We start from the raw sequence: 25,346 nt of genomic DNA, 5'->3' as shown, positions 1-25,346 counted from the left end.
GCTCCTTAAGGAAAAGGTATCCCTTCACAGGATACGCTGCAATGCAAAAATAAGCTTAACATTGCCCTACATCCTAGATATGATATACCGTTACATGAAAATTATGTGAGATAAAGATGCAAAAAGGATGGATTATCGCCGGACTTTGCTGCGTGTCGGTAGTCTCCGCTGCGGATGCACAGCAATCTGGCGCGTTGAAACCGTACGAGCAGGTGTGGAAGCCGGCCGCGACACCGCCCGGAGGTATCGCTTGGTCGGTCTTGGAATCTACCAAGGAGATCCAACGCATCGAAAACGGTGTCATCTATTCTAAGCCGGTATTCCCGAAAGCCATCAAAGCGCTTGCTGGTAAAAAAATTAAGGTAAATGGATACATGCTGCCGCTTGAGAATGGCGTGCGCCAATCCCGCTTTGTACTCTTGGCCTACCCACCCGATTGTCCGTTTCACCTCAACCCCTCGCCTATGCAGTTCATTGAGGTGCGGGCCGTTACCCCGGTGGCTATGAGGGACGATGTGAATACTATTGAGGGCACATTGGTGCTGACTGGCGATGACGAAGGCGGAATCTTCTATAAGCTGGTTAACAGTAAGGAACTTTAAGCCCGTTCAGGCACGGCTCTAAAGTAAGGAAACACGAATGCGACATCTATATTTCGCTCTTTCCCTATCGCTTCTGACGGGAGCGCCGGCAGCCTATGCCTGCGATATGCATGGCAATGCGGATGAAAACTTTTTCCTGGCTTATATTGATTTTCGCGGGATGACCGAAGAGCAACAGCGCCAGGTCGAACAGCAGGCGATAGACAAGTATCACGCTCAAATGCTCACCGCCGCCAAAACACAGTTCTTAAGTCGTTTTAAGTCCGGCGATGACGCACCAGAAGCGCCCGACACTGAGCGGACCGCTAAGAAAGTTGATGAAACCTCGCAAACGGCGAGTGCTAATCAGGCAGATAAGAAAAGATATTAGGCTGTAAAGTCATAGAGCCTGGCAGTCATGCTGACCTGAACGCATTAAAATGTGCCAGTAGCAGACTACGCCTTTTTCGGTGAAAAATTTAAGGGCAGATGTCACTGGTCAGACAGCATTCAGGATGGACGGGATCAGTTCGGCAGCGATTTTGGCAGAACTATAGGTCACCTTATAGATATTAGCGCGTTCTATGGCCTAATAATCAGCATGATTAAGGAATATATGGGAGCCCAGACTGTAACGACCTGTACCTGACTGTTTTTAACTGCGACTCGGGCTAGCGTCGCCCGCGGGTACCGCGAACAGAGAAAGTTTTTAAACGGCCACTCCAAAGCCTGGCCAGCGTGTGTAAGTCACGGCGCGCGCACAAGATCGATCGCGATAGGCCAATGGTCCGATGAACCCGAGCTTTTGCCGGAGACCTCATCAAAGCGGAACGCTTTTGGTCGCATTACCTGGTCGCGTTCGTCCCAGTGATTTCCCAACAGACGCGCTGGTTGCCGCCGGATGGCAGATGTCCTCCAAAAACAGACATTATCTGACCATCCGGGAGCGCCAGATCTACCTGCAGGATATCGCGGGTGGCACCGGGCGACCCATCCCGGCCCTGACATTCGCTATTTTGGGTCAAATCGACCACATGTGCGGCATCCCGCTGAGGTCGTGCCGCTGCCCATAGCAATCAAGGTCGCTCCGGAGATCCTTGCGCAGTACGACGGCACCTATGTACTGATGCCCGATCTGAGCCTCACCGTGAGCGTTGAAAGCGATCATCTGGTGGTCCAAGCGACTGACCAGGACAAGGTCAGCGCCTACCCTGAATCAGAGACGCTGTTTTTTGCCAAGTCTGTTGAAGCCAAGCTGGAATTCGTGCGCAACTGGGACGGCACGATCGGCTGCGTCCTTCACCAGGCTGGCCAGCAAATTTTGGGGGTTAAGCAGTAACGGCAAGTGCCAGGTAGGCGCCCGAAGCGGTCACCAAGCCCACACCGCAAACCCCCATCATCAGTCGTCTCGGCGTATCATACTTCGTGGCCCAGCCCTATCGCGGACATGTTCGCGAACACTTCCTTGGCGGCAAACAGCCCGTTGAGCGCCGCTGGGAAACCGGCGTAAACCGCCATCTGCATGATGATCTCGGTGATTTCGTCCCGTGACAGTCCAACGTTCAGGCCCGCTTCGATATGGACTTTGAGTTGTGGGGCCGCGTTGCCCATGGCTGTCAGGGCGGCGATAGTAGCGATCTCCCGGGCGCGCAAGTCGAGTCCGGGGCGGCTGTAAATATCGCCAAACGGAAACTCGATCAGATAGGTCGCAAAGTCGGGCGCGATATCCGCCAGGGCGGCGACAACCTTTTCTCCGGCCTGGCCGTCAATTTCCGCGAGCGCGCGCCGCCCGCGTTCCAGTCGGCTTTCGCCGACGCTCTGGTGGTGTTGCATCATAGTCTTTCATCCTCTCTTCCTGACCGGCGTAACCGGCGATCTTGGTGTCGAGGACGAGAAGCGAGGCCTGGAGTTCGGCAACATGGATGCGGACGCGCTCACGATGCTGTTCCAGCATTTCGCGCCGCTCTGTCTCCGTACTGACGCCGCGCTCCCGCAGAGCTGCATAACGCAGCATGTCCCGGATCGGCATCCCGGTCGTTCGCAGACGCCCAAGGAATTCGATCCAGATCAGGATTGACGCGTCGAAGTCCCGTTGGCTTAATCGGTCCCTATCCGCATAGGGAAGCAGCCCGATCCGCTCATAGTAACGGAGGGTATGGGCCGACAATCCCGAACGCTTCGCCAGTTCACCAATCTTCATCAGCACCTGTTCTTGTCACGACACATAAACAGATACGAGTTCGAGTGCGCTCTAAGTCAATAGTGTTTTTATGTGAAAAATGGAAGTCTTCAATTTCTGACACCTATGGACTGAGGTGATGGGGTGGACGGCTCCCGCTCCCGGCATCTAGGTGCCATACTGTGGCTGTCGAAGGTCACAACATTGGGATCATACCCCGGTGGGAGCCTGTGCGTTCGCCTGACTGAAGCCGGATGGTGCGAGAGTATCGCGTCCGGTTCCTAGAAAGGCCGTGGGTGAAATCCCCACGTCCTACACACCTCGCGTTGCGGGGAGAAAGCTTTTCTCTAATTTTAAGTCTCCGTCGTCAGCCAATCTTCGCAGCGCAATCCTTCAACGTTTGAAAACTCGCCGAAATTCCCAGTCACAACCACAGGCGCTACTTAAGCTTCAGACACAGGCAATTAGGCTCCCTAAGGCCATTGCTGAGTGCCGTGCGGCAAGCGAATAATCTCAACCCGGCTCAGGCGCTTTTTAACGCGGTATACAACAATAAACGAGGTGCCCTGAACGACAAGTTCACGGGTTGCTTACATTCGCCCGGTACGGCCCATTTCAGGGAAATCGGCAAGGCCGATTACTTGGTCATCAATCAATTAGTCCTGATAGGCTGCAGCGGCAGGATTTCGCTGCGCGACGTAGTCGATGTTCCGGTCGAGTTCGTCGAGCGCTTCCTTCAACCAAACGACGTTCAAGTGTTAGCCCCTGCTGCATCGACGCGTGCTAAAAGCTTGGCAATCATCGATGCTTTCACGTCCTCGTGGCTGATCCATATCGCATCCGGGGAGTCGGCTGCTTTCAAGCCTTTGGCGACCTCTTTCTGGAACCACTTGTCATGAGCGGCGGCTTCATGAGCTTCTTTGAGCGCGGTCGAACGGTCAGGACGAGTGTAGCTTACCGGCGCATAGGCGGCGGTATCCACGTCAAATTTCTCGATTCCGAGTTTTTTCAGATAGCCGACCAGCGTATCCATCTTTTCGAATACCCGGGGTTCAGATTTACGTTGAACGGAGAGGATGTAGAGCTTGTCGGCCCGAACGCGCACGACCACTTCCCAGCCGCCTTAGCGCCCTACAACCCTCGCCTCTTTCACTGCACCGTTTTCAACGAGCTGAGTAAGGTGGCTATGGTCAATGCTGCGGTGAGGGAGGCCATATCGTTCTCCATATTTTATTGCTCAAATTGTAGTCAATTAATAGTAGTTTGCAACGACAAGCTCTTTGACCTTATCCGCCCGCGAAAATCGTCGGCAAATCTAAAAGTACCGGCCACTACACCCTCCGGGCCGTTTTGCATTCCTTACGCCGAAAATTGCCTTTCACATTATGGCCTCCTGGGGCGGATCGGCCGTTTTCTAAGCCGCCTGTATCTGAGCCACGAAGGTTTCGACTTCGCGGCGCAGCACCGAAGATTGCTGCGCCAATTCCTCCGACGCCCCCAGCACCTGAGACGCTGCCGCGCTCGTTTCCTCCGTGGAGCGCGTCACACCAGTGATATTTTGCGTGACCTCTAGCGAGACCATCGAAGCCTTTTGGACATTTCGGGCGATTTCCTGCGTCGCGGTAGACTGTTCCTCGACCGCCGCTGAAATGCTGGCCGATATACTGGCCAAACTTTCGATGGTTTGGGTTATCTGGGTGATGGCGGTTACGGCAGCCGCCGTGATAGTCTGAATTTCGTTTATCTGCTGAGATATTTCGCCTGACGCGCGCGCGGTCTGCCCGGCGAGCGTTTTAACCTCATTGGCCACGACGGCAAACCCCAGGCCAGCCGCGCCAGCGCGCGCGGCCTCTATGGTTGCATTGAGGGCCAGCAGATTAGTCTGTGACGCCACGTCGCCTATTAGCTTGACGATATCCCCGATCTTTTGCGCACACTCGGACAATTGCTGGACGATCTGGGAGGTCATCATGGCATCATTGCGAGCCTTAGCCGCTATTCTAACCGAAGTCTGCACCTGCCGCGCAATCTCGTTCACCGTCGCGGCCATCTCTTCAGCAGCGGCCGCAACCGTCTGCACATTGACTGAGGCCTCTTCCGACGCAGATGACACCGCGATGGACTGTTTCGAGGTTTCCTCGGCACCCATGGTCATGGTATGGGCCGACGCTTCCAACTCGGTCGCGGCGGTTGAGACTACCGAGATGATTTCCGAGGTCTTGGTATTAAATTGCCGGACCAGCCCTTCGATATGGATGGCCCTTCGCTCGCGTTGCGCCACCGCCGCCTGGTCGGCGGCCTCAAGGCGCGCCCGCTCCATACTGTTAGTCTTGAAAATCTCCAAGGTCTTCGCCATGGCGCCAATTTCGTTGGGTGCGCCCAGTGATGGTACCGCTACACTGAGCTGACCGTTGGCCAGAGCCGTCATGGCGCTCGTCATCGCATTGATCGGTTGGATCACGCGGTGCCGCACTACCCAAATGCCAGCGGCACCAATCGCGAGGTTTATGACGACGACAAGGCCTAAAATTTTAAACAGCACGCTTTGTTGCCCCAGCGCCTGATCGTAGGATTTTTTCGCTTCGGTCACCTGCAATTTGGTCAGAGTGTCGATAATACCGGTAAAAGGATCGATGGCCGGATACAGCTCTGTTGAAATATAGATTTCCAGCGCTGCCTGATCACTTCCGGCCACAATGTTCTGCAATCTGTCCAGAGATCGGTTTGCCTCTATCATGCGTACGCGTGCCTCGTCCGCCAAACGCTTCTCGTTTGCATCCATACGCGTCAGCATATAAGCGGCGTATTTTTCCTCCGCCAGAGCTAGAGCGTCACGCATAGTATTGGCACCCTCGTCCCAGCTGACTGCGCCCGACCTTATCTTGTGGGCATTGTCTACGATTGCGACAGCATAAGCGTCGCTGACGCTTTTCAGGTCGCTCAATGGCACCACGCGATCTGCAAATACCGTCTGAAGGCCCGTGCGTCCAGCGCCGGCGATTTGCCAGGCGCATATCGATAAAGCGATGATGCCGACGATCAAAACGCCCACTACACCCAAAAGTTGCGTTCTGATTAGCTGAAATTTAAACATGTTTCCGCAATCGATTTCATTGTTCTCAGAACAATGATTTGGAGGCAAAGTCTTAAAGACCTTTTAATCAAGGCTCACAACTTACGGAAACTGGGTTAACCTAACCCATTTCCTTTTGCCGCGCAGAACAGAGTTATATTCCGGAATGACTCGCCCGAAGCTTAACCCTAACCAGGTGTGCATGCCTGCCTGATCAGCGCCGTCTGACGCGCATCCTCGATAGCCCGTTGGCTCAAAGGGGCCTTCAGCCAGGCATAAAAGCCGCTGAAATGTACACTCAGCATGCGGCACATAGCCCGGATCGAAAACTCAGGCCTGTGAGCTTCGATAAATGCGTACCTCACCGAGAGTCTCGCGCGAAGTACGCTGCGGCCTTTTTTAGAATGTTGCGCTCCTCCGTCACACGGGCAAGCTCGGCTTTGACTCGCCGAAGTTCTGCCGCCACCGCGTCATCTTCGCGCCTGACCTTCGCAGGCTTCGAAAACTCAGCCTTCCATGTGTAAAGCGACTTCGTGCTGATCCCGAGTCGGGCGGCGACCTCTTTGACCGCATAGCCACGATCAACAACCTGAATCACCGCGTCCTTTTTGAACGCGTCCGAAAACCTGTTTCCAGTCTTCATCTGTAGCTCTCCTTGCTTCCGTTTTATAACGAGCAAAGCGTCTACAATTCTAGGGGCACCTCAAACAGCATCTCATGCGCCTGCAGCGGATATGGGAATTTACCGCTCTAGTTTGAATGGGATATCAGCATGTCGACGAAGGCGCGAACCTTTGCTGGTCTGTATCTGGCGGCGGGAAAGACAACAAATATCCCACCTGCCGGAAGCTCCCATTCCGGAAGCACGTGAATAAGTTCACCAGACGCGATCATCGGGTTTGCAACATAGTCGGGCAACACGGAAAGGCCCGCACCCGTTCGAACGGCCGCTAGAACGGCGAGCGTTGCATCTATCGTAATTGCGGCGCGGAGACTGACGGCTTTTCGCTCGATTTCGCCGCGAGAGAAACTCCACTGCAACGGATGGCGCAAGGCACCGTTGGCGATGAACGGCAAAGCTTCCAGAGCTTCCGGCGACGTCAGCCCAGAGACGACAGATGCCATTTGCGAACCGGCCACGAGGATCTGCTTGAACGCGCCAATCCGGCGGGCCTGCAGGCTGGAATCGGTCAGCCAGCCCACACGAATGGCCATATCGATGTGGCCTGAGATCAGATCAACCGTTTCATCTTTTAACGAGAGGTCCACCTCACAGGCGGGGTAACGCGCAGTGAACGCCGCAACCTTTGGCACGATAATCGAAATGCCATAGTCAAAGGGTGCCGTCAGACGCAGAACACCTGACGGAAGGGTTGCACCTTCGGCCATGGCATCAAAGGCGTCTTCGGCTTCGCGAAGGATGATCACGCAGCGGGCATAGAAGGCCATCCCACTTTCCGTCGCACGCACATTACGGGTGGTTCGGATCAGCAAGCTTGTACCAAGCTCTTCTTCAAGGCGGGCAACCTGCTGGCTGACGACGGCCTTTGTTGTGCCGAGCCTCGCGGCCGCGGCCGTGAAAGATTGGGTTTCAACAACGGCTGTAAAATAGGCCAGACGATTGAGATTCATATGCTTGGTCACGCTTGTCTCCTGGGCGGAGATTGTATGTCAAAAACAGACAGTATGTAAAGATTGACCCCTATTATAGCGCGAAGTCTTCTCTGGTATCTTGCAGCCTGTAAACAAGTTGAGGACGTATCATGCTGATCACCTATCTCTTCGATCCCCTGTGCGGCTGGTGTTACGGCGCCGCACCCGCGCTGGATAAGCTGGCTGGCATTTCAGGCGCAGTCATCGAACTGGCACCCACAGGGCTGTTTTCAGGCACGGGGGCGCGTCCTATGGATCAATCCTTCGCCGCCTATGCCTGGTCGAACGACCAACGTATTGCCCGCCTGACGGACCAGACGTTCAGCGACGACTATCGCAACAATGTGCTGGAAAACTTTGCACAGATGTTCGATTCCGGTCCGGCAACCCTGGCCTTAACCGCCGTCAATATCACGCAGCCAGATCGTGAGCGTGACGCGCTAAAGGCCATCCAGACAGCACGCTATGTGGAGGGCCGTGACGTTTCGTCCCTACCGGTCCTGTCAGACATATTGGCAAGCTTGGGTCTCACTACAGCGGCCAACGCTCTTCTCGCACCGGACGAAGCCCTCGTCCTCGCCAACCGCCAGCGTATCGATAAGGCCCAGTCCTTGATGCGCGAGTTTAACGCGACCGGCGTGCCCACCCTGATCATTGAGCGCGATGGCAAGCACTATCCTGTCCTGACCAGTGCCTTGTTTGGTGGACTAGAGGCATTGGTCGCCGACTTGACGCCTAAGAGCGCGGCATCGGATGGCGCCGCAGAAGACGCAAACGTTCTCTATCTCTAAATCACCCCAAAGGAGCTCTTAACAATGTTAAATCGGAGACAAACCATGAAATCCATCCTCGCTACCGGTTCAGCCGCCGTCTTCGCGCCGGCCGAGCCTTCGTCGGCCGCCACGCCTCTGACCTGGAAATCATTCCCCGCGGGTGAAAACGGCTTCTTTCGGGCGCCGGTTCTGATTACCGGACAACACGACGCGATCCTGATCGACGGCGGCTTTACCCTACCCGATGGGCAGGCATTGGCCGCTGAGATCACAGCGTCGGGCAAAACCCTGAAGACCATCTATATCAGCCAAAGCGACCCTGACTATTATTTCAGCCTCGGCCCCATCCACAAAAGCTTCCCCAAGGCCAAGGTCATTGCCGCCAGCGATACGGTTGCGGCGATCAAGGCCAGCGTCCAGAAGAAGCTGGATACCTGGGGCCCGCAATTGAAGGAAAATGGCCCGCAAAACCTGACGGATGTTGTAATCCCCGAAGTTTCGGATGCGGCACACCTGACTTTGGAAGGCAAAACGATCGAGATCGTCGCCGCCAAAGGGCTGGCCAATCGTCGCTACCTTTGGGTACCCTCGCTGGAGGCCATTTTTGGCGGAGTCCTTATCTTCAGCGGCGTTCACGTCTGGACCGCGGATACGGCGACGGCGGAGGGCCGCGCAGCCTGGGTGAAGACTTTGGAAGAGATGGCCGCGCGCAACCCGAAGGTGGTCGTCCCTGGCCATATGATGCCCGGTGCTGCGCTTGATGTTTCTGCAATAGACTATACCCGTACCTATCTTCTCGCCTTCGAAGAAGAACTGGCCAAGGCCAAGGATAGTGCTGCCCTGATCGAAGCGATGACCCAGCGCTATCCGCAAGCCGGTATGGGGATCGCCCTTTCGATCGGCGCTAAGGTCGCTCTCGGCGAAATGAAGTGGGGCTGATCCCATGCCCAGCAATCTCGACATCATCCGCTCGACCTATGAAGGGCCGTCAGAAGAAAACGGTAAGCACCTGCTCAGCGCGCTTGCACCCGACGCCGTTTGGGTAGAGGCTCCCGGCTTTCCTTATGCGGGCACCTATGTGGGTGCCGATGCCATCATCGCCAACGTCTTTCACCGGTTGGCGACCGAATGGATCGACTACAAGGCCAATGTCGAGAGCTATATCGAGGACGGGGATAAGGTCGCGGCTTTCGGTGTTTACTCCGGTACGTACAAGGCGACGGGCAAATCCATGCAGGCCATCTTCGCTCATCGCTACGAGCTTAAGGACGGCCAGATCGTGCATATGAACCAGTATGTCGACAGCCACATGGTCCAGCAAGCCATGCAACCTTGATCGAAGACGGGGTTCAGTCTCCAACCGGGGCTGAACCCTTCCTTCAATACGTAGCAAAGTGACCACCAAACGTCGGTCACTCCGTGCTGCCCCTCGCCTTTAACCGAAGCAAAGGTATCCCAGATGCCCCTTAGACCCATTGCGCCTTTGATGGCTGCCATCGCCGTGCTCCTGACCCCAGCGACACCGAGCCTCGCCCAGAACCAGCCTTACGGTGCGCCTATTACGGTTGAGCAAGCCAAGCGTGTCGCGCAAGCCGCATCCGTTGAGATGCGCAAACGCAACCTGCAAATGACCATTGCCATAGTCGATTCCGGGAGCAACCTTGTCTATCTGGAACGGGCTGATCAGGCAGGCATCGGCACCATCGACGCGGCTATTGGCAAGGCCAAGGCCGCCAATGGCATAAAATCGCCGACCAAAGCGATCGGCGATCTGATCGTCAACCAGAACCAGATCAATCTACTGGGTGTTACGGGCGCCTTCCCCGTCGAAGGTGGCGTGCCGCTTATTGTCGACAACAAGGTCATTGGCGCGATCGGTGCCAGCGGCGGAATGCTGCCGGATGATGGCGCGGTCGCCAATGCGGGTGCAAAGGGCTTACAGTGAGCGGGTATTATTTGTGCGGCATAGTTTGACGAAGGCTACGACGCTCGCGCACTTTGGGTGGCGTCCAGCCAAGCCTCATAGCCTCCGGCCAAAGGCCTTATTTTTTGAAAGCCCGCGCGACGCAAATGCAGGGCGGCGACGGCTGCTGAGACCTCGTTGGGACATGCGCAATAGACCACGACTTCAATCTGCTTTGGAATATCCTTCAGCAGATCCTCCACTTCGTCCGGATGGGCAAACAAGGCCCCGGGAATAACTCCAGCCTCGCGCAGGGTCGGCGCCCGCACATCCAGAATAACCGGCGGAGGTCCAAGCCGGACAAGGTCAAGAAACTCGGAGATAGCCATCCTGTCCATGCGCAGCCGATGTATGAAGATTTGACGCTGCACCATTCGGATCGCGCCATAGAGCCCCAAGGCGCAGACCAGGACTATGGCTCCAATCGTACCCATGTTGCCAAGAACTGCCATAGCGGTGCTGATCGCCGACTTGAAGAATGCCCCAATCAGCGCCGACAGACCAACCAAAACGCCAAGGCCCAAGGTGTCGAGTAGAACAAACTGAGCGACGGAGGTCTGCGTAGCCCCCGCCAACACCATCGCAATGACACCGCTGCCGGGGACAAATTTGGATAAAATGAGTGAGGCTTTTCCAAACCGCCCATAGAGCAAATCGGTTTTGCGGACGCAGGTGTCAGGTGACGCTGATACCTTGCAAGCGAAACGCAGTAGGGATCGGCCATGCCGGCGGCCAGCCAAGAACCACGTACAATCAGCGACTAAGCCTCCAGCCACCCCCGCCATCACAATTGAAAGTATATCCCAGTGCGTGTGTGCGGTAAAAGCGGCTGCGGACATCACGACCAAGGGGGATGCCGTTGGCAATCCGGCCTCATCAATGAGGACCGCAAAGAACACTAAGGCGAGGCCGTATTGAGTGAGTAGCAAGACAATGTGTGTCATATTCAGGTACCAGTGGATCTATTCTCGACCGTCAGTGTCCGGCCGCCTTAGGGATGACCGGTGACCACAGTCTCACCGGTTATAAGAACATACCGCCAGACGCTTCGATGCGTTGCGCATTGATCCAGCGATTATCATCAGACACCAAGGCGGCAATCACCGGGCCAATGTCGTCGGGTAAGCCCACACGACCAAGCGCCGTCTGACTGGCGATGATCTTGTTCAGCGCTATATTATCGCGCACCACACCCCCACCGAAGTCCGTTTCAATGGCACCTGGTGCTACGGTATTAACGCTGATCCCTCTAGGTCCTAGTTCCTTTGCGAGATAACGGGTGAACACTTCGATGCCGCCCTTCATCATGGCGTATGCCGCATACCCGGGCAGCGCAAAACGGGTTAAGCCTGTCGACAGATTGACGATACGTCCGCCGTCGGCAAGAACGGGCAAAACCGCCTGCGTCAGAAAGAACACGCCTTTCAGGTGAACGCTCATGAGACGGTCGAACATGTCTTCGCTAACGCTCTCAATTGGCCCCGTAAGACCGATACCGGCATTGTTCACCAAAATATCCAGGTGGGTGCGGGACCATGTGAACCGTAGGATTTCTCGAAGTCGGTCGGTGAAATGCGCAAAAGACGCCACGTCGCTCACATCAAGCGGCAGGGCGACGGCATGGGCACCGAGGCGTTCAACCTCACGCACAACCTCGGCAGCCTGCGCCGCCTGAGTGTGATAGGTGAACACGGTGTCGATGCCGACCTTTGCCAGAGCCAGGGTTGTGCTGCGACCAAGGCCCCGGCTCCCACCGGTGACCAAGGCGATCTTACCAATACGAGGCGTCACTTCTGTATTTCCTTCCCCAGTTTACCAAACCGCCATGCCGCCATCGACCTTGATATCGATGCCGGTGACAAACGAACTTTCGTCTGAGGCCAAAAACAGCGCGACGTTCGCAACTTCTTCAGGTTTGCCCAAGCGCCCCACAAGAGTCTTACCGAGCATATAGTCAGCCCATTCCTTATCCTTGAGCTGTTCCTGCGTCTGACTGGTTTCGATCACGCCCGGCGATATGGAATTTGCCCGCATCCCGTATTCGCGGCCCTCCATTGCCAGTTGTTTCGTCATCCCGACAATACCCATCTTGGCCGTTGCGTGGGCCAGACCGCCCAGGGTCTTAAAGACCCGCCACCCGGTGAGCGATGCCGTATTGACGATGGTTCCACCACTTGTCTTCAAATGCGGCCAGGCACACTTCGTCAGGAAGAAAACGAGGTCCACCTCCTCACGCGTGTTGCGCCGCCATTCTTCCTCGGTAATGTCTTCGATCCAGTTGAAATGCGCCATAGCCGCGTTGTTGAACAGCACATCTATCCGACCAAAACTCTTAATGGCGAAATCGACAAGCGCCTGACAATTGGCCATGGTTGTCAGGTCGAGCGGATGCAAGGACACCATCTGTCCGCCCCTGGCCCGAACCAGTTCAACCGTCTCCTGCGACGTCAGGGCGTTCATACCACAGCCCACGACCAGCGCCCCTTCTTCGGCGAACCGCAAAGCCGCCGAACGTCCAATGCTGCCGCTGGATCCCGTGACGATGCACACCTTGTCCTTCAATCTATCCATCTAACGTACTCCCTGACTGCATTTACCCGACCCGGTATTGGCCGCCGTCAACCACGAGGGCCTGGCCCGTCATAAAGGCCGCATCATCTGTGGTGAGGAACATAACCGGGCCCACAATGTCTTCCGGCTCAGCGAAACGTTTGATCGCTTGTGTCTGCCAGGTCGCCCGCCTTTGCTCTTCGCCCTGGGCTTCAGTGGCCACGGTATGGGTCAGGCCTGGGAGGACGGCATTGCAGGTGATCCCGTCGTCGGCCACATCATTGGCGAGCCCGCGCATGAAGCCCATGATGCCCATTTTAGAAGCCATATAATGGCTCATGCCGGGAACCGTTAAACCGATAGAGTTCGAGGAAATTCCGACAAAGCGACCCCATTTTTTACGACGCATGCCGGGGACAAATTGCTTGGCACTTAGAAATTGAGCGTCGAGGTTCACCGACATGGTTCGCCGCCAGGTCTCGAAATCGAGATCGTCGATGGCATGATTGGGGTAGTAGGCCGCGTTGTTGACGACGATATCCACGTCGCCAAAAGCCTCTTTGGCGGCCATATCAATCGCTGCCCATCCAAGTGGATCGGACACATCGGCGGCAACACCGATGGCATTTGGCCCGATGGTCTGAACCGTGACAGACGGGTCCTTAAGATCGACAGCGACGACCTTAGCGCCCCTGCGGGCAAATTCTAAAGCCATCGCTGCGCCAATACCCCGGCCTGCCCCCGTGACGACGGCGATGCGGTTGCGATGGGTGACAATGTCGGTCATCTAGGTTCCTTCTGAGCGGCGTCGCGGGAGCGCTGGTCCAGCTCAATTAGATTTATAATTGTGTGTCAGTTGCACGCTTGCAGAACTTAGGGTAGCCTATATTAAATGATGATAACCATCGGTCAGACCGATAGGAACCTAACCATGCTTGATGGCGTATCTTTGGATCAGTTGCGTACGTTCGTTGCCGCCGCCGATGAGGGCAGCTTCTCAGCCGCGTCGCGCCTACTGAAGCGCACTCAATCCGCTGTCAGCGAAACTATTGCCAACCTCGAAAGCCAGCTTGGCGTCGCCCTTTTTGATCGTTCGGGAAAATATCCAAAGCTAACGTCAGCCGGCGGCGTTCTTCTCTCCGATGCCCGCGAGATCGTCAACGGCGCCGACTGTATGAAGGCACATGCCAAAGGCATGGCCGGCGGGTTAGAGGCGGAGCTGACAGCGGTCATTGACGTCTTTTTTCCGATCGAAGTCATCGCCGATGTTGCCGAAGAATTCCGAGTGCAATTCCCCGCAACGCGCTTACGCATATACGTTGAAGCACTGGGTAGCACCATACAACCCATCCTCGACGGGCGCGCCAGTTTTGCGCTGGTCGGATCGTTACCCACCCTGCCGTCAGGGCTTATGTCCGAGCGCATGACAACCGTCTCGTTTGTGATGGTAGCCAGTGCCAATCATCCCCTTGCCGCGCACAATGGCTCAATACCCAGGGACGTCTTATCTCAGCATGTTCAACTGGTACTCACGGATCGGTCTGAGTTAACCGCAGGCCTGAATTTCGGGGTTGTTTCGCGGTTAACCTGGAGGCTGGCAGACCTGTTCGCGAAACACGCCTTCCTGATTCGCGGTCTCGGCTGGGGGGCCATGCCCCTGCACGCTGTGGCCAAGGACATAGAGGCGGGACGCCTCGTCCAGCTCAAGATTGATGGCGTTCCCACCCATGAATTAAAACTGCCGATGTCGGCCGTTTACCGCACGGCGGAACCTCCCGGCCCCGCAGGGCGCTGGATGATCGATCGGCTCAAAGGCTGCTCGGAAGACGTCCCGCACTGAATAGGCGTTGACAAAAGCGATTGTGTGTAATAGTGACAATGACACACATTTAGGGATTGCCATGCCCACCAGCACACGATTTGCCGTCGCTATCCACACTCTGACCGCCATGGCGGTCAGTGAGGGTAAACCGTTGCGCTCAGAAGACATCGCCTATTCGGCCAATACCGGTGCCGTGGTGATCCGTGGGATTTTATCACGCTTGAGTGAGGCCGGATTGACACGCTCGCAACTGGGCGCAGGCGGCGGTGCTCTGCTGGCCAAACCCGCCGAGCATATCCGGTTACTTGACGTTTATGCGGCGGTTGAAGACACTGAGTTTTTTTCCCTTCACCGCACCCCCCCATGTGAGAACTGCGCCGTAGGCGGGAATATTATCGCCGCTATGCAGCCATCGCTCGATCGCGCCCGTAAAGCGCTGGAAGACGAACTCTCTAAAGTGACCATTGCTGACATTGCGGCAGAGGTTGCACGCCTTGGCAGGTTCTCCATCCCCCTCCTCTGGTAGCGCATTTTATTTTAATTTAAATGTCATTACGTCGTTGACACACTAATATAATAGTTTAGATGTGTCGATGCACTGATTACACACTACCGTAGGCATCGGGGCGCCTCGGTTTCTCACTCCTCAGCCCCATCTTAGATTGGATAAAGATATGAGCATTGGCATCATCGGTTCGGGCGCACTGGGTTCCAACCTGGCACGGGCACTTGCAAAAGCCGGGATCGCGGCGACCATTTCCAACAGCCGTGGCCCGGCCTCGCTGGCCGCCTTTATTAAAGAAGTCGGCCCTTCTATCAAGGCCGGTACCGTTGAAGAGGCCGCCAGCGCCGACATCGTCGTGGTCGCGGTTCGCTGGACGGACGCTGAGCGCGTACTGAAGGCCCTCCCCGCCTGGAATGGCCGCATTGTCATTGACGGCACTAATCCGGTCGAGTTCATCGATCCCAATTCGCCGGATGCGAGCGATCCCACAAACCCTTTGGCTGCCTGGGGCATCAAGGCCGTCGACTTGGGTGACAAATATTCTAGCGAAATCATCCGCGACTTCGTTCCTGGGGCTCGCGTGGTAAAGGCGTTCAATCACCTCGACGTAAATGTGCTGAATGAACCTGAAGTGTCCGGTGGACAACGCGTCCTGTTCTACTCTGGCGATGACGCCGCAGCCAAGGCGGAAGTCCGCGCCTTAATCGAGGCCACGGGCTTCTTCGCTGTCGACCTTGGGACACTGGATGTTGGCGGTCGGCTCGCAACCCTGCCCTTCGGCGCGCTCTCGGCGATCAGCTTCATCAAGATCTAAGCGGGGAGCTTTGGTCTCGATACGCTCATCGTGAGACGGGATATGCGCTTTGGCGAACGAAGCGCATATCCCACCATCGAAATTAACTGGGAACTCCACTCATCGGATTTATTGATGGGTTACATCGGCTTATACCGGCTTCATTCCGGTGGCCTTGTGACTCTAAAATAGATCCTTAAGTCCTTGTCCCGATGTTTGGTAAAACAATATGACTTCCGTTTGGAACCCTATCACGATCGGCATGCTCACGCTTAAACATCGGTTTGCTCTGGCACCCATGACCAGAGGGCGCGCACAAATTGACGGCACGCCTAGCCCTCTGGCGGCAGAATATTATGGTCAAAGAGCCAGTCTGGGCTTGTTGATTACGGAGGGCACCCAACCTTCTGCTGACGGCCAGGGCTATATCGGATCACCCGGCATCTATACCGATGCGCATGTCATCGGTTGGCGCAAAGTCACTGATGCCGTCCACGAGGGCGGCGGGCATGTGTTCATCCAACTCATGCACGTTGGCCGTCAGTCTCACCCTGATAATACGCCTCATCATCGTCAGCCCGTAGCCCCTTCGGCGGTCAGACCGGGCGTTCAGATGTTCACCCTTTCGGGTATGCAGGACATTCCTGAGCCTCGTGCGCTGAGCACAGAGGAAGTCCAATCCACTGTCCAGGATTTTCGTCTGGCCGCGAGGAAGGCTATCGAAGCCGGGGCTGACGGGGTCGAAATCCATGGAGCCAACGGCTACCTGGTGCATCAGTTTCTCGCAGAAAATGCCAATCTGCGCACTGACGCCTACGGCGGATCAATTGAAAACCGTGGCCGCTTTGCTCTCGAGGTCGCCCAGGCTATAGCCGACGAGATCGGGCCTGAGCGCACCGCCATCCGACTGTCACCCGGTGCTCCACTTGGCGGCATTGTCGAGGGATCTGACAGCGCAGAGCTTTATCGTTATCTCACCCGTGAGTTGGCCAAGCTCAATCTGGCCTATCTGCATATCATGCACTTTGGAGACGATGCTTTATTGGCGGATATTCGCACCCTGTGGTCAGGCCCGGTGCTGGTGGTCCGGCTGGGTCGAACCCGTGAGACACTGCTTGACGACCTTAACAGCGGCCTCGCCGATCTGGTTCCCATTGGCCGCTGGGCCTTGGCCAATCCTGATTTCGTTGAGCGCTATCGCACCGGCGCCGCCTTTAACCCGGACGACCCAGCGACCTACTATGCGGGCGGTGCTGTTGGCTATACCGACTACCCTTTTTTGGCGAACGCAACCGCCTGACTTAACCCTACCTCATCGAGGATAACGATCATGAATGCTCCCACATCTATCACGCCACAACGCCAAGTCGCCCTTAAGACCCGAGGTCGGGGGCAGGGCCCGATCGTGCGCCTCATGAGCCCAGGCGATTATGGCAAAATCGTCAAGCCGTTCGTGTTCCTGGATCTGTTCTCACCCGAAGCCCACGCCGTCGGCGACATGCCGTTGCACCCTCACTCAGGTCTGGCGACCATTACGGTCCTCACCGAAGGTGATTTGCGCTTCGATGATCCGGTGTCTGGTTCCGGCACGCTGTCATACGGCGGCGTCGAATGGATGCGCGCCGGTAATGGCGTCTGGCATGGCAAGGAAATGTCCCCCGGCACAGCGGCACGCATCAAAGGCTTTCAGCTTTGGATCGCGTTACCGCCTGAGTTGGAGAATGGGGCCGTCGACAGCCAATATCTTGAGGCGCCGGCCATGCCGGTAACCGGGCCCGCGACGGTCATTATGGGGGAATACGATGGGGCGAAAAGCCCAGTACGTTCTCCCGACGGCATCAACTATCTCCTGGTAACGCTCAAACCCGGTCAGTCCTGGATTTATACGCCCCCCGAAGGACATGATGTGGCGTGGTTGGCCGTCAGCCACGGCGCTCTGATGGGCTCTGTGCCGGTGGAAGCTGGCGAAATGGCCGTTCTTGAAGGCTCAGGCCCAGTCGTATTGGATGGGTCGTCTGAGGGAGCCACCTTCGTCATCGGCTCAGCGGTGCCTCATCCGTTCGATCTGGTGACCGGTTATTACTCAGTCCACACCAGTAAGGTGGCCCTGATCAAAGGCGAAGCACACATCGAAGAACTTCGCGCCCGGCTCCCTACGCAAAACCCTACGGGACCGACGCCTGTTTTCAGAGGTTAAGGGCTTACCTGGGTCGATCGATCCGTCCACCACACGAAACGACTAACGCTTTCACCTGAAGGCGTTAGTTCCTCACCTATTAAGGCCGAAACCCATGACTGACAGCAACGCTTCGAATGTTCCGGGACAAGATCGCCGGCAGTTTCTTGCCACGAGCAGCGCTGCTGCGGCCCTCGTGGTATCGGGGCCAGCAATCGCCGCGACCAAAGACGCTGCCAACTACGATGTCATCATCGTCGGCGGCGGGTCTGCCGGGGCGACGCTTGCCAATCGTCTGAGCCAGACACCTGCAACGCGGGTTTTGCTCATCGAGGCCGGTAAAGCCTATCAGCCAGAAGCCTATCCCGACGTGGTGCGCAGCCAAAAGATCGTCGGCGGTGACCCGGCGCACGATTGGGGGTTTGCCTCAGAACCCGGTTGGGCGGGAAAGCCAGAACCGATCCCCCGCGGCAAGGTGTTAGGGGGCTCATCGGCGGTCAATGGTGCGGTGGCGATGCGCGCGCACGCCGGCGATTTTGAGCGTTGGGCACGAAACGGATTGCCCAACTGGAGTCATGCCGAGGCGCTTCCTTTCTACAAACGCATGGAACGGACAAGCCATGGTGACGACGCGCTTCATGGACGCGATGGGCCTTGGCCTATCCATCAGTTGGGTTGGGAAGAAATTTCGGACATGCAGCGGGTCTTCGTCCAATCTGCCGAGGTTGCTGGCTATAAGCGCGTGAGCGACTTTAACGGCGCCGACCCGTTTGGCGCCGGGCCTTATCCGATGAACACCCGAATTGGTGATCGCCTCAATACCGGCATGACCTTTTTGTCGAGGGGTGTGCGAGCGCGCAAGAATCTCACCATCAAATCGGAAACCCTCGTCGATAAGGTTGAGTTCGATAAGGGCAAGGCAGTGGCGGTGCGTTTGGCCACGGGTGAACGCGTCACCGCAGATAAGATCGTCCTCGCAGGCGGTGCGTTTGGGTCAGCCACGATTCTGCTGCGTTCCGGCGTTGGGCCTGCGAAAGACTTAAAAGCCCTGAAAATCCCTGTTGTCGCCGACCTCCCCGTCGGCACACGCCTTCAGGATCACCCTTTCTTTTATGCCACCTATGCGGCCTACCCGGAAAAACTCGGCCTGCCCTCCCCGCCGATTGGCGCGATCCTTTGGGCCAAGTCGTCACTGGCGCTACCGGAAGATCTCGACATCCACGTGACGGCCGTGCACTTCGGCGACCCCGCCATGTCACCAACCGGCGGTATTTTCGTGCTTGGCGTGGCCAATACCCGCCCTCAGGCCCGCGGTTACGTCAAGCTGAGGGATACAAACCCGAACTCGGCACCGCTCATAGCACTCAATCTTCTGGGTGAAGCGGAAGATCGCACCCGGATCATGGATGGGATAGACATCGTTCGCAAGGTCGTCACAAACGGTCCGCTCAGTGAGATCATCGCCAGCGAACTTTTACCCGGGCCTTCGGTTCAGGATCGGACCGCTCTGGAAAAAGTGCTCCCCGTGGGCCTGGCCAGCTATGGGCACCCAACATCCACAGCCCCAATGGGCGGTGACAAAGATCCTCACGCTGTCCTCGACTGGCAAGGTCGCGTTCGCGGCGTCAAGAACCTTTGGGTAGCCGACGCCTCAATTTTCCCGGACGTCCCCTCTGTCGCGACCAATCCGACCGTCATCATGGCGGCCGAACGCATCAGCGACTGGATCTTAGGTTAAACGCGCACGCTTTGGAAGAACGCTTTCTATGACGGATCAACCGCCCAAGACCAGCCGACAGACCACTCGTCGATTTCACATCCCCGAGACCATCTCTGGCGAGGCCGCGACAGCCCTTACAGAGATGTACGGTTTGTTATCTCAGGCGCCTGAAAGCACGCCGCCGGTGTCGCTTTCAGATTGGGATGAGCGAAATACGCTGGCAAAGCAGGGATTTGAACCTCTTTCGCAAGCCACCGCGCAGCGACTTCAAATCGAAACCATCAAGGACGTTATCGGTGGGGTGCCAGTCCTGCGAATTCGGCCACCAGATTATGCGCCAAGCCCTGTTCGCCTGATCTACACCCATGGCGGCGCTTATACAATGTTCTCGGCAGAAACCCCGCTTATGCTTCCGGCGCTGATGGCGGTGGAGTCTGGGTGCGAGGTCATCTCAATTGACTACACTTTGGCTCCACAGTTGAGATGGCAAGGGGTGACGGATCAGGTTCTCGCGGTCTGGCGGGCTTTGCTGGCGGATGGCATGGACTCTGAGCGCACGGGATTGTTTGGCGATTCAGCCGGAGGCGGATTGGCGGCGGGCTCAGTGCTCAAAATGCGAGATGCAGGCTTACCGCTTCCGGGCGCGCTTTACCTTGTCTCCCCATGGTCCGACATAACCGCCACCGGTGACAGCGTGACCACCCTGGCGGACTTCGATCCGATCCTTACAAGTGAAGTTCTATCGTGGTCGGCGGCGGCTTATGCGGATGCGACTGACCAGACCCATCCGTATGTGTCGCCGGTATACGGTGACTATTCAAAACCGTTTCCCCCTACCCTGATCCAGGTCGGCACACGGGAAATTTTTCTCAGCCACGCCGTCAGACATTATCAGGCGATCCGCTTCGGAGGCCACGACGCAGTTCTGGATGTCTATGAGGGTATGCCTCACGTTCATCAGGCCATGCTCCCGTTTTCACCCGAAAGTATGACGGCAACACTACGCGCCAGCGAGTTTCTAGCCCGCCACCTTAAAGTCTGACGGAATTATTTTCCTGCCGTTCAACGAGACCGTGCAATCACATGAGGCGAATATGAGCTTGGGTAAAATCGACACGCACCAGCATTTTTTCCCGAAAGTCTATATAGAAGCGGTTAGTATGGATGTGTTGGCGGCGCAGATGCCAGATAAGCGCGCGCCTCAATGGACGCCAGAGGGCGCCATCGCAATGATGGACGCGAACGATATTGCTGAAGGCATTCTCTCCGTATCGTCCGTGCCGAATATAGAAGACACGGCCGTCGTGCTACGCGGTTGCAATGAGGCGGCAGCCGATCTGCGCGCGAGATATCCGGGTCGCTTCGGCGCGTTTGCCAGCTTGCCCTTGCCAGATATTGACGCAAGCCTTGCCGAGGTCGCATACGCTTTGGATACGCTTAAAGCCGACGGGTTCATTGTTTTCACAAGCTATGCCGGCAACTATCTTGGTGATGAGCGTTTTATGCCCTTGTGGGAAGAGCTTGATCGGCGCGCTGCCGTCGTTCTGATCCACCCTAATGAGCCGAGCTACGCCCTGCCAAACGTGGCGCCGGCGTCCGTGCTTGAGTTTCCATTTGAAACCACGCGGACGGCCACAAGCCTGATCCTTGCCGGGGTCCTGACACGCTTCCCAGGTATCCGGTTTATCCTGTCTCACGCCGGCGGGACTCTGCCCTTTCTGTTTCCCCGGATTTCGCTCTGCTTACAGATGATGCCAGGTGTCATCGAGCGGATCGGTGATCCGGCGACTGCATTTCGCGCTTTCTATTACTACACCGCGCTTGCGGCTGGTCCGGCGACCTTTGCGGCCTTAGCCAAGGTTGCAGACCCGCAAAAAATCACTTTCGGAACGGACTTTCCGATGGCGCCTGCGTTCGGGATTGAGGGTTTTGCCAAAGAACTTGTGGCGATGGATATCGAGGGATTATCGCGCGCGGCAATTTACAGGCACAATGCGGCACGACTGATTGGACGACATATCTCAAACCAATGAGTGAAACTTTACACCTCTCGCGAGCGCCTTGCCTTTTGCCGACACTTCCGAGCCATTTTGACTCATCCTGGCAGGGGGAATTGGGTAGAGGACTAAAACCGGCCACGCGAGGCGCGACCGGGTCACAAGATGATTGTCGATCAATCCTGTACGGCCCCAATGGGGATGTTTGATATAGCTCAATAGGTCAGGGATCAGACTTTCAGGCACGTCTGGGCCGTATGAGCTGCCTAGCTGCGCAAGCCTAAGAGTTGCATCTCCCAGGCTAGAGCAATGCCGCTGGCGCCACCGTGGTCAGATAAAATACTGGCCACACCTGGCACGGTGGACTCCCGCGCCCAGTCGCGTTGCCATTCCCCTGCCACGGCCAGCCAGGTCATCGGCACGGCACCCGCCGCCGCCATACGGTGCACGGCCATGTTGTGTGCCTCAACTGAAACGCCACCAGACGCGTCAGTGACGATAAAGACGTCATAACCTTCCCCAAGGGCTTGGATCGCTGGCATGGCGAGACATATTTCGGTCCACAGCGCCGCCAAGACAAGTTGCTTGCGACCCGTCTTCTTGACAGCCTCAACCACCCGCGCGTCCTGCCAGGTGTTTATAAAAGTCCGGTCGATCGGCGTCTGATCCGGGAACACATCTTGCAGCCCTTTGAGAATGTGGCCACCACGCTCGCCTAGAACTGTTGTCAGGATAGTCGGAACATTGAAGTTCCGTGCGGCTTTGGCCAGACCAATGACGTTATTAGCCACCAAGGTCGGGTCATGGCTTTGTACGGCCGCGAATTGGTAAGGTTGATGATCGATCAGCACGACGATGCTGTCTTCCGGGCGGAGTAGCGCATCAAGTCCAGTTTTAGCAGTCACAGGGAACTCCTTGAAAACGAGTGGACGGGCCCCGTCCGGGGCCGTCGCACTCTGAGTCGATCAGAACGGATATTGTGCTTCGTTGGCGCTATGGCGGGCATTGATCCAGATTGTGTCGGTGAAATCGTTCATGCAATCGGGCCCCGTCCGTCCCCATCCGCTATCGCGGACTCCGCCCAAAGGCACTCGGGCCTCGTCGTTGACTGTCGCTGTGTTGACATTGACCACGCCCGCCTGAATGCGAGGGGCCAGTTCCAAACCCCGATAGCTATCGCCACTGAGGATGGAGGCGACCAGACCATAGGATGTTCGGTTGGCCACCCGAATGGCATCCTCGACCGTATCAACCGGCTCGACGATTACGACCGGACCGAACGTCTCTTCATTAGAAATCGTCGCCTCATAGGGCACGTTGGTCAGGATTGTTGGATGGTAGACCTGCCCCTCGAACGTACCGCCTATCTCGACCTTGGCACCCAAGGCCACCGCTTCCTGAATACCCTGGTGTACCTTCTGGATAGCGGCAACATTGATGAGCGGCCCGATCAAGGTCTTGGGGTTTGAGGGATCACCGCGAGGGAGCTCACCCGCACGCTTGACGAATTTCTTGAGGAACGTGTCAAGCAAGTTGCGCTGGATAATGATTTTGCGCGTGTTCATACATATCTGGCCCTGATGGAAGAAGGCACCGAAGATCGCCGTCCGTACGGCGTAGTCGACATCGACGTCATCAAGGACAATCATGGGGTTGTATCCGCCCAGTTCGAGAACGCTGCGCTTAAGGGTTTTACCGGCCCGTTCAGCGAGAATGCGGGCAGTCTTTACCCCGCCGATCAGATTGATGCACCGGACGTGGTCCGAAGCAAACACCGCGTCGGAGATCGCACCGGCGCCACCGGGCGCGTGTGGTACGACATTGATTACGCCGGCAGGAAATCCGGCTTCTTCCGCAATCAAGGCCACCATGAGCCCCGCAGAGACGGGGGCAAACTCTGAGGGTTTAATGACGACAGTATTGCCGGCTGCCAAGGGACCAAGGGCGGCTCTCCACGAGAGAATATTGGCACCGTTCCAGGGCGTAAAGCAGGCGACGACACCAAGGGGGCGACGAATACTGAAGGAGAAGCGACCGGGAACATCGCTCGGGAAGGTCTCGCCGCGAGGATGATGAACCCACGCCGCCGCCGCCTCAAGGTTCTCGACGACAAGCGTTTGTTGAAAGCGGGCAAAAGAGATTGTGCTGCCGGTCTCGCGCGAGAGGATATCCGCGATCTCATCCATTCGGCTTCGGTAAAGTGCCGCCGCCTTCAAGAACAGGGCCGCTCGTGCCGTTGGGGCCATTGCAGCCCAGTCCGGGAACGCTTTGTGGGCGGCTTCGATGGCCGCGCGGGTTTCGTCGCCCCCGCAGTCCGCCACGCGAGACATCAACTTGCCACTATAGGGCTCGATCACGTCGAAGGTCTTATCACCAGACGCGCCTTTCCATTCTCCGCCGGCGTAATACGAGTAGGTTTTGATATCAGTCATTTTTAGGTCTCCCAATTAAGTCGCGCCTGCGCATGTCAATGGAATTTCAAGGTTCCACGCCCGCCAAGCGGCCTTGCCCGCCCTTTGGGGGTGCGCCAGTAAAAACGATCGAAAATGCCTGACGACCTTTTGGCCGATTGAGACATTTGACCTTTCGTCTTCATCGTTTTGAAATGTCGGCCCCTGAGTGACACGCCGGAAAGACCGTAAAAAGCCTTTATATTTTGATGGAACCCATCGGATTTCCCGATGCAAGAATGAGCCGGGCGCAGGCATTAAAGGCCAGAAGCGCTCTCCCCCTTCCCTGTCGAAGACAATTCCATCGCCGGGATGAAGCAGATCCCCACGCGCTCATCCATCGTAATTTCCGATTATAACCATCGCATTATCCCGGCTAGTCCCGATTTTAATGGCGTGTCATGCACAGGCCCATGCTCAGATTTCTCAAACAGCTTCTTTCAAAATCAGTAGCGCCCGCCAAAACCGGGCCGAATAAGGCTAAATCCATGACAACGATCCTTCATATCGACTCAAGCATTCTCGGTGGTTACTCGGTCAGTCGCGCGCTGACGGCAGAAATTGTGGACAGGCAACTGGCTTTGCATCCCCATGCTCAAGTCGTTCGTCGTGACCTTGTCAAGGATGCCGCCCTGCACCTGTCGGATGCTCATCTGGCCGTATTTCAAGGCGGCGCAATCTCAAGCCCTGCACTTGGCCAAGACCTAGCGGTAGGCTCTGCCTATATGGATGATCTGTTCGCAGCCGACGTGATCGTCATAGGCGCGCCCATGTATAACTTCTCCATACCCTCACAACTCAAGGGCTGGGTCGATCGGATCTCCGTAGCCGGTCGTACCTTCCGATACACCGACAAAGGCCCCGAAGGACTGGTTAAAGGAAAGAAGGCCTATATCGCTTCGGCTCGTGGCGGGGTTTACACGGGCGATAGCCCCATGGCCACCCTGGACCATCAGGAAACCTACCTGCGCAACGCGCTGGCCTTCATCGGCGTGACGGACGTGACGATTATCCGGGCCGAAGGTCTTTCTCTGGGTGACGAAAGCAAGGCCTCAGCCATAGCCGCCGCCAAGGCGCAAATAGCGGCCATCGCCGCCTGATCCGTACCGAC

General features: G+C 56.6%; 27 protein-coding genes and 1 pseudogene. 16 read left to right on the top strand and 12 right to left on the bottom strand.

Annotated features, from left to right (window positions below; translation table 11 throughout):
* The first annotated feature begins 116 nt into the window (after positions 1 to 116).
* The 3 genes from OVA03_RS16375 to OVA03_RS16365 all read left to right on the top strand — a co-directional run bounded on the left by OVA03_RS16375 (position 117) and on the right by OVA03_RS16365 (position 1,920).
* Entirely contained in the window at positions 117 to 602 is a 486-nt protein-coding gene (locus OVA03_RS16375) for a DUF3299 domain-containing protein (RefSeq protein ID WP_267526096.1), read from the top strand.
* Positions 603 to 639: 37 nt separating this feature from the next.
* Positions 640 to 972, top strand: coding sequence for a hypothetical protein (locus tag OVA03_RS16370; RefSeq protein ID WP_267526095.1), 333 nt, complete (start codon positions 640 to 642; stop codon positions 970 to 972).
* A 510-nt stretch (positions 973 to 1,482) separates the two neighbouring features.
* The gene (locus OVA03_RS16365) at positions 1,483 to 1,920 is read left to right on the top strand and encodes a DUF3471 domain-containing protein (RefSeq protein WP_267526094.1); all 438 of its coding nucleotides are present in this window, start codon (positions 1,483 to 1,485) and stop codon (positions 1,918 to 1,920) included.
* Between the two features lie 77 nt (positions 1,921 to 1,997).
* Here OVA03_RS16365 and OVA03_RS16360 read toward each other — a convergent pair whose 3' ends face one another.
* From OVA03_RS16360 to OVA03_RS16335, 6 genes and pseudogenes are all read right to left on the bottom strand, one after another.
* A complete protein-coding gene (locus OVA03_RS16360; RefSeq protein ID WP_267526093.1) occupies positions 1,998 to 2,417 on the bottom strand; it encodes a carboxymuconolactone decarboxylase family protein in 420 nt (139 codons plus the stop codon).
* Positions 2,347 to 2,781, bottom strand: coding sequence for a MerR family transcriptional regulator (locus OVA03_RS16355; protein ID WP_267526092.1), 435 nt, complete (start codon positions 2,779 to 2,781; stop codon positions 2,347 to 2,349). Before OVA03_RS16355 ends, OVA03_RS16360 begins: the two co-directional genes overlap by 71 nt.
* Before the next feature lie 730 nt (positions 2,782 to 3,511).
* Positions 3,512 to 3,871 carry a hypothetical protein gene (locus OVA03_RS16350; protein ID WP_267526091.1) on the bottom strand — a complete coding sequence of 120 codons (360 nt, stop codon included), beginning with the start codon at positions 3,869 to 3,871 and terminating at the stop codon, positions 3,512 to 3,514.
* A 303-nt stretch (positions 3,872 to 4,174) separates the two neighbouring features.
* Positions 4,175 to 5,854, bottom strand: a complete 1,680-nt coding sequence (locus tag OVA03_RS16345; RefSeq protein ID WP_267526090.1) for a methyl-accepting chemotaxis protein — start codon at positions 5,852 to 5,854, stop codon at positions 4,175 to 4,177.
* A gap of 182 nt (positions 5,855 to 6,036) precedes the next feature.
* Positions 6,037 to 6,476: pseudogene (locus OVA03_RS16340) on the bottom strand (transposase); the annotation flags it as partial.
* Positions 6,477 to 6,583: 107 nt separating this feature from the next.
* Positions 6,584 to 7,477, bottom strand: coding sequence for a LysR family transcriptional regulator (locus OVA03_RS16335; protein WP_267526089.1), 894 nt, complete (start codon positions 7,475 to 7,477; stop codon positions 6,584 to 6,586).
* Between the two features lie 119 nt (positions 7,478 to 7,596).
* Here OVA03_RS16335 and OVA03_RS16330 point away from each other — a divergent pair, with 119 nt between their 5' ends.
* The 4 genes from OVA03_RS16330 to OVA03_RS16315 all read left to right on the top strand — a co-directional run bounded on the left by OVA03_RS16330 (position 7,597) and on the right by OVA03_RS16315 (position 10,204).
* Entirely contained in the window at positions 7,597 to 8,277 is a 681-nt protein-coding gene (locus OVA03_RS16330) for a DsbA family protein (protein ID WP_267526088.1), read from the top strand.
* 45 nt (positions 8,278 to 8,322) lie between these two features.
* Entirely contained in the window at positions 8,323 to 9,198 is an 876-nt protein-coding gene (locus tag OVA03_RS16325) for an MBL fold metallo-hydrolase (RefSeq protein WP_267526087.1), read from the top strand.
* A 4-nt stretch (positions 9,199 to 9,202) separates the two neighbouring features.
* The gene (locus tag OVA03_RS16320) at positions 9,203 to 9,595 is read left to right on the top strand and encodes a nuclear transport factor 2 family protein (RefSeq protein ID WP_267526086.1); all 393 of its coding nucleotides are present in this window, start codon (positions 9,203 to 9,205) and stop codon (positions 9,593 to 9,595) included.
* Positions 9,596 to 9,718: 123 nt separating this feature from the next.
* Positions 9,719 to 10,204 (top strand): GlcG/HbpS family heme-binding protein, encoded by a 486-nt coding sequence (locus OVA03_RS16315; protein ID WP_267526085.1) that lies wholly within the window; start codon positions 9,719 to 9,721, stop codon positions 10,202 to 10,204.
* A gap of 35 nt (positions 10,205 to 10,239) precedes the next feature.
* Here the strand turns inward: OVA03_RS16315 and OVA03_RS16310 are convergent, their stop codons facing one another.
* From OVA03_RS16310 to OVA03_RS16295, 4 genes are all read right to left on the bottom strand, one after another.
* Positions 10,240 to 10,803 (bottom strand): thiosulfate sulfurtransferase GlpE, encoded by a 564-nt coding sequence (locus OVA03_RS16310; protein ID WP_267526084.1) that lies wholly within the window; start codon positions 10,801 to 10,803, stop codon positions 10,240 to 10,242.
* A 442-nt stretch (positions 10,804 to 11,245) separates the two neighbouring features.
* Positions 11,246 to 12,013: an SDR family NAD(P)-dependent oxidoreductase gene (locus OVA03_RS16305; RefSeq protein ID WP_267526083.1), complete on the bottom strand. Its 768-nt coding sequence runs from the start codon at positions 12,011 to 12,013 to the stop codon at positions 11,246 to 11,248.
* 21 nt (positions 12,014 to 12,034) lie between these two features.
* Entirely contained in the window at positions 12,035 to 12,793 is a 759-nt protein-coding gene (locus tag OVA03_RS16300; RefSeq protein ID WP_267526082.1) for an SDR family NAD(P)-dependent oxidoreductase, read from the bottom strand.
* Positions 12,794 to 12,815: 22 nt separating this feature from the next.
* On the bottom strand, positions 12,816 to 13,559 hold the full coding sequence (locus OVA03_RS16295) for an SDR family NAD(P)-dependent oxidoreductase (protein WP_267526081.1): 744 nt from the start codon (positions 13,557 to 13,559) through the stop codon (positions 12,816 to 12,818).
* Between the two features lie 105 nt (positions 13,560 to 13,664).
* On the opposite strand from OVA03_RS16295, the gene OVA03_RS16290 reads away from it, so the two are divergent.
* The 8 genes from OVA03_RS16290 (at position 13,665) to OVA03_RS16255 (ending at position 21,821) form a co-directional block, all read left to right on the top strand.
* Positions 13,665 to 14,612, top strand: coding sequence for a LysR family transcriptional regulator (locus tag OVA03_RS16290; RefSeq protein WP_267526080.1), 948 nt, complete (start codon positions 13,665 to 13,667; stop codon positions 14,610 to 14,612).
* 61 nt (positions 14,613 to 14,673) lie between these two features.
* Positions 14,674 to 15,120, top strand: coding sequence for an Rrf2 family transcriptional regulator (locus tag OVA03_RS16285; RefSeq protein WP_267526079.1), 447 nt, complete (start codon positions 14,674 to 14,676; stop codon positions 15,118 to 15,120).
* 148 nt (positions 15,121 to 15,268) lie between these two features.
* Complete coding sequence (locus tag OVA03_RS16280; protein WP_267526078.1) at positions 15,269 to 15,913, top strand: NADPH-dependent F420 reductase; 645 nt, start codon at positions 15,269 to 15,271, stop codon at positions 15,911 to 15,913.
* Positions 15,914 to 16,121: 208 nt separating this feature from the next.
* Positions 16,122 to 17,192, top strand: a complete 1,071-nt coding sequence (locus OVA03_RS16275; RefSeq protein ID WP_267526077.1) for an alkene reductase — start codon at positions 16,122 to 16,124, stop codon at positions 17,190 to 17,192.
* Positions 17,193 to 17,306: 114 nt separating this feature from the next.
* Positions 17,307 to 18,089 (top strand): pirin family protein, encoded by a 783-nt coding sequence (locus OVA03_RS16270; RefSeq protein ID WP_267526076.1) that lies wholly within the window; start codon positions 17,307 to 17,309, stop codon positions 18,087 to 18,089.
* Positions 18,090 to 18,264: 175 nt separating this feature from the next.
* The gene (locus OVA03_RS16265) at positions 18,265 to 19,806 is read left to right on the top strand and encodes a GMC family oxidoreductase (RefSeq protein WP_267526075.1); all 1,542 of its coding nucleotides are present in this window, start codon (positions 18,265 to 18,267) and stop codon (positions 19,804 to 19,806) included.
* 28 nt (positions 19,807 to 19,834) lie between these two features.
* Positions 19,835 to 20,830 carry an alpha/beta hydrolase gene (locus tag OVA03_RS16260; protein WP_267526074.1) on the top strand — a complete coding sequence of 332 codons (996 nt, stop codon included), beginning with the start codon at positions 19,835 to 19,837 and terminating at the stop codon, positions 20,828 to 20,830.
* Positions 20,831 to 20,882: 52 nt separating this feature from the next.
* Entirely contained in the window at positions 20,883 to 21,821 is a 939-nt protein-coding gene (locus tag OVA03_RS16255; protein ID WP_267526073.1) for an amidohydrolase family protein, read from the top strand.
* A 230-nt stretch (positions 21,822 to 22,051) separates the two neighbouring features.
* Here OVA03_RS16255 and OVA03_RS16250 read toward each other — a convergent pair whose 3' ends face one another.
* Positions 22,052 to 22,690, bottom strand: coding sequence for a hydrolase (locus OVA03_RS16250; protein ID WP_267526072.1), 639 nt, complete (start codon positions 22,688 to 22,690; stop codon positions 22,052 to 22,054).
* A 60-nt stretch (positions 22,691 to 22,750) separates the two neighbouring features.
* On the bottom strand, positions 22,751 to 24,217 hold the full coding sequence (locus OVA03_RS16245) for an aldehyde dehydrogenase family protein (RefSeq protein ID WP_267526071.1): 1,467 nt from the start codon (positions 24,215 to 24,217) through the stop codon (positions 22,751 to 22,753).
* A 506-nt stretch (positions 24,218 to 24,723) separates the two neighbouring features.
* On the opposite strand from OVA03_RS16245, the gene OVA03_RS16240 reads away from it, so the two are divergent.
* Complete coding sequence (locus tag OVA03_RS16240) at positions 24,724 to 25,335, top strand: FMN-dependent NADH-azoreductase (protein WP_267526070.1); 612 nt, start codon at positions 24,724 to 24,726, stop codon at positions 25,333 to 25,335.
* The last annotated feature ends 11 nt before the right edge of the window (positions 25,336 to 25,346 follow it).

Origin of the sequence: Asticcacaulis sp. SL142, assembly GCF_026625745.1 — a bacterium.
Classification (GTDB): domain Bacteria; phylum Pseudomonadota; class Alphaproteobacteria; order Caulobacterales; family Caulobacteraceae; genus Asticcacaulis.
Note: the sequence above shows the minus strand (reverse complement) of the source record. Positions and strands in the feature narration are given on the sequence as shown.

Bases quoted from the DNA above. Each gene is read 5' to 3' on its own strand.
- OVA03_RS16245 (WP_267526071.1), bottom strand. From the start codon at position 24,217: ATGACTGATATCAAAACCTACTCGTATTACGCCGGCGGAGAATGGAAA.
- OVA03_RS16370 (WP_267526095.1), top strand. From the start codon at position 640: ATGCGACATCTATATTTCGCTCTTTCCCTATCGCTTCTGACGGGAGCG.
- OVA03_RS16280 (WP_267526078.1), top strand. From the start codon at position 15,269: ATGAGCATTGGCATCATCGGTTCGGGCGCACTGGGTTCCAACCTGGCA.
- OVA03_RS16260 (WP_267526074.1), top strand. From the start codon at position 19,835: ATGACGGATCAACCGCCCAAGACCAGCCGACAGACCACTCGTCGATTT.
- OVA03_RS16275 (WP_267526077.1), top strand. From the start codon at position 16,122: ATGACTTCCGTTTGGAACCCTATCACGATCGGCATGCTCACGCTTAAA.
- OVA03_RS16270 (WP_267526076.1), top strand. From the start codon at position 17,307: ATGAGCCCAGGCGATTATGGCAAAATCGTCAAGCCGTTCGTGTTCCTG.
- OVA03_RS16290 (WP_267526080.1), top strand. From the start codon at position 13,665: ATGATGATAACCATCGGTCAGACCGATAGGAACCTAACCATGCTTGAT.
- OVA03_RS16285 (WP_267526079.1), top strand. From the start codon at position 14,674: ATGCCCACCAGCACACGATTTGCCGTCGCTATCCACACTCTGACCGCC.
- OVA03_RS16300 (WP_267526082.1), bottom strand. From the start codon at position 12,793: ATGGATAGATTGAAGGACAAGGTGTGCATCGTCACGGGATCCAGCGGC.
- OVA03_RS16325 (WP_267526087.1), top strand. From the start codon at position 8,323: ATGAAATCCATCCTCGCTACCGGTTCAGCCGCCGTCTTCGCGCCGGCC.
- OVA03_RS16355 (WP_267526092.1), bottom strand. From the start codon at position 2,781: ATGAAGATTGGTGAACTGGCGAAGCGTTCGGGATTGTCGGCCCATACC.
- OVA03_RS16365 (WP_267526094.1), top strand. From the start codon at position 1,483: ATGGCAGATGTCCTCCAAAAACAGACATTATCTGACCATCCGGGAGCG.
- OVA03_RS16255 (WP_267526073.1), top strand. From the start codon at position 20,883: ATGAGCTTGGGTAAAATCGACACGCACCAGCATTTTTTCCCGAAAGTC.
- OVA03_RS16295 (WP_267526081.1), bottom strand. From the start codon at position 13,559: ATGACCGACATTGTCACCCATCGCAACCGCATCGCCGTCGTCACGGGG.
- OVA03_RS16375 (WP_267526096.1), top strand. From the start codon at position 117: ATGCAAAAAGGATGGATTATCGCCGGACTTTGCTGCGTGTCGGTAGTC.
- OVA03_RS16310 (WP_267526084.1), bottom strand. From the start codon at position 10,803: ATGGTGTTGGCGGGGGCTACGCAGACCTCCGTCGCTCAGTTTGTTCTA.
- OVA03_RS16360 (WP_267526093.1), bottom strand. From the start codon at position 2,417: ATGATGCAACACCACCAGAGCGTCGGCGAAAGCCGACTGGAACGCGGG.
- OVA03_RS16330 (WP_267526088.1), top strand. From the start codon at position 7,597: ATGCTGATCACCTATCTCTTCGATCCCCTGTGCGGCTGGTGTTACGGC.
- OVA03_RS16240 (WP_267526070.1), top strand. From the start codon at position 24,724: ATGACAACGATCCTTCATATCGACTCAAGCATTCTCGGTGGTTACTCG.
- OVA03_RS16320 (WP_267526086.1), top strand. From the start codon at position 9,203: ATGCCCAGCAATCTCGACATCATCCGCTCGACCTATGAAGGGCCGTCA.
- OVA03_RS16345 (WP_267526090.1), bottom strand. From the start codon at position 5,854: ATGTTTAAATTTCAGCTAATCAGAACGCAACTTTTGGGTGTAGTGGGC.
- OVA03_RS16315 (WP_267526085.1), top strand. From the start codon at position 9,719: ATGCCCCTTAGACCCATTGCGCCTTTGATGGCTGCCATCGCCGTGCTC.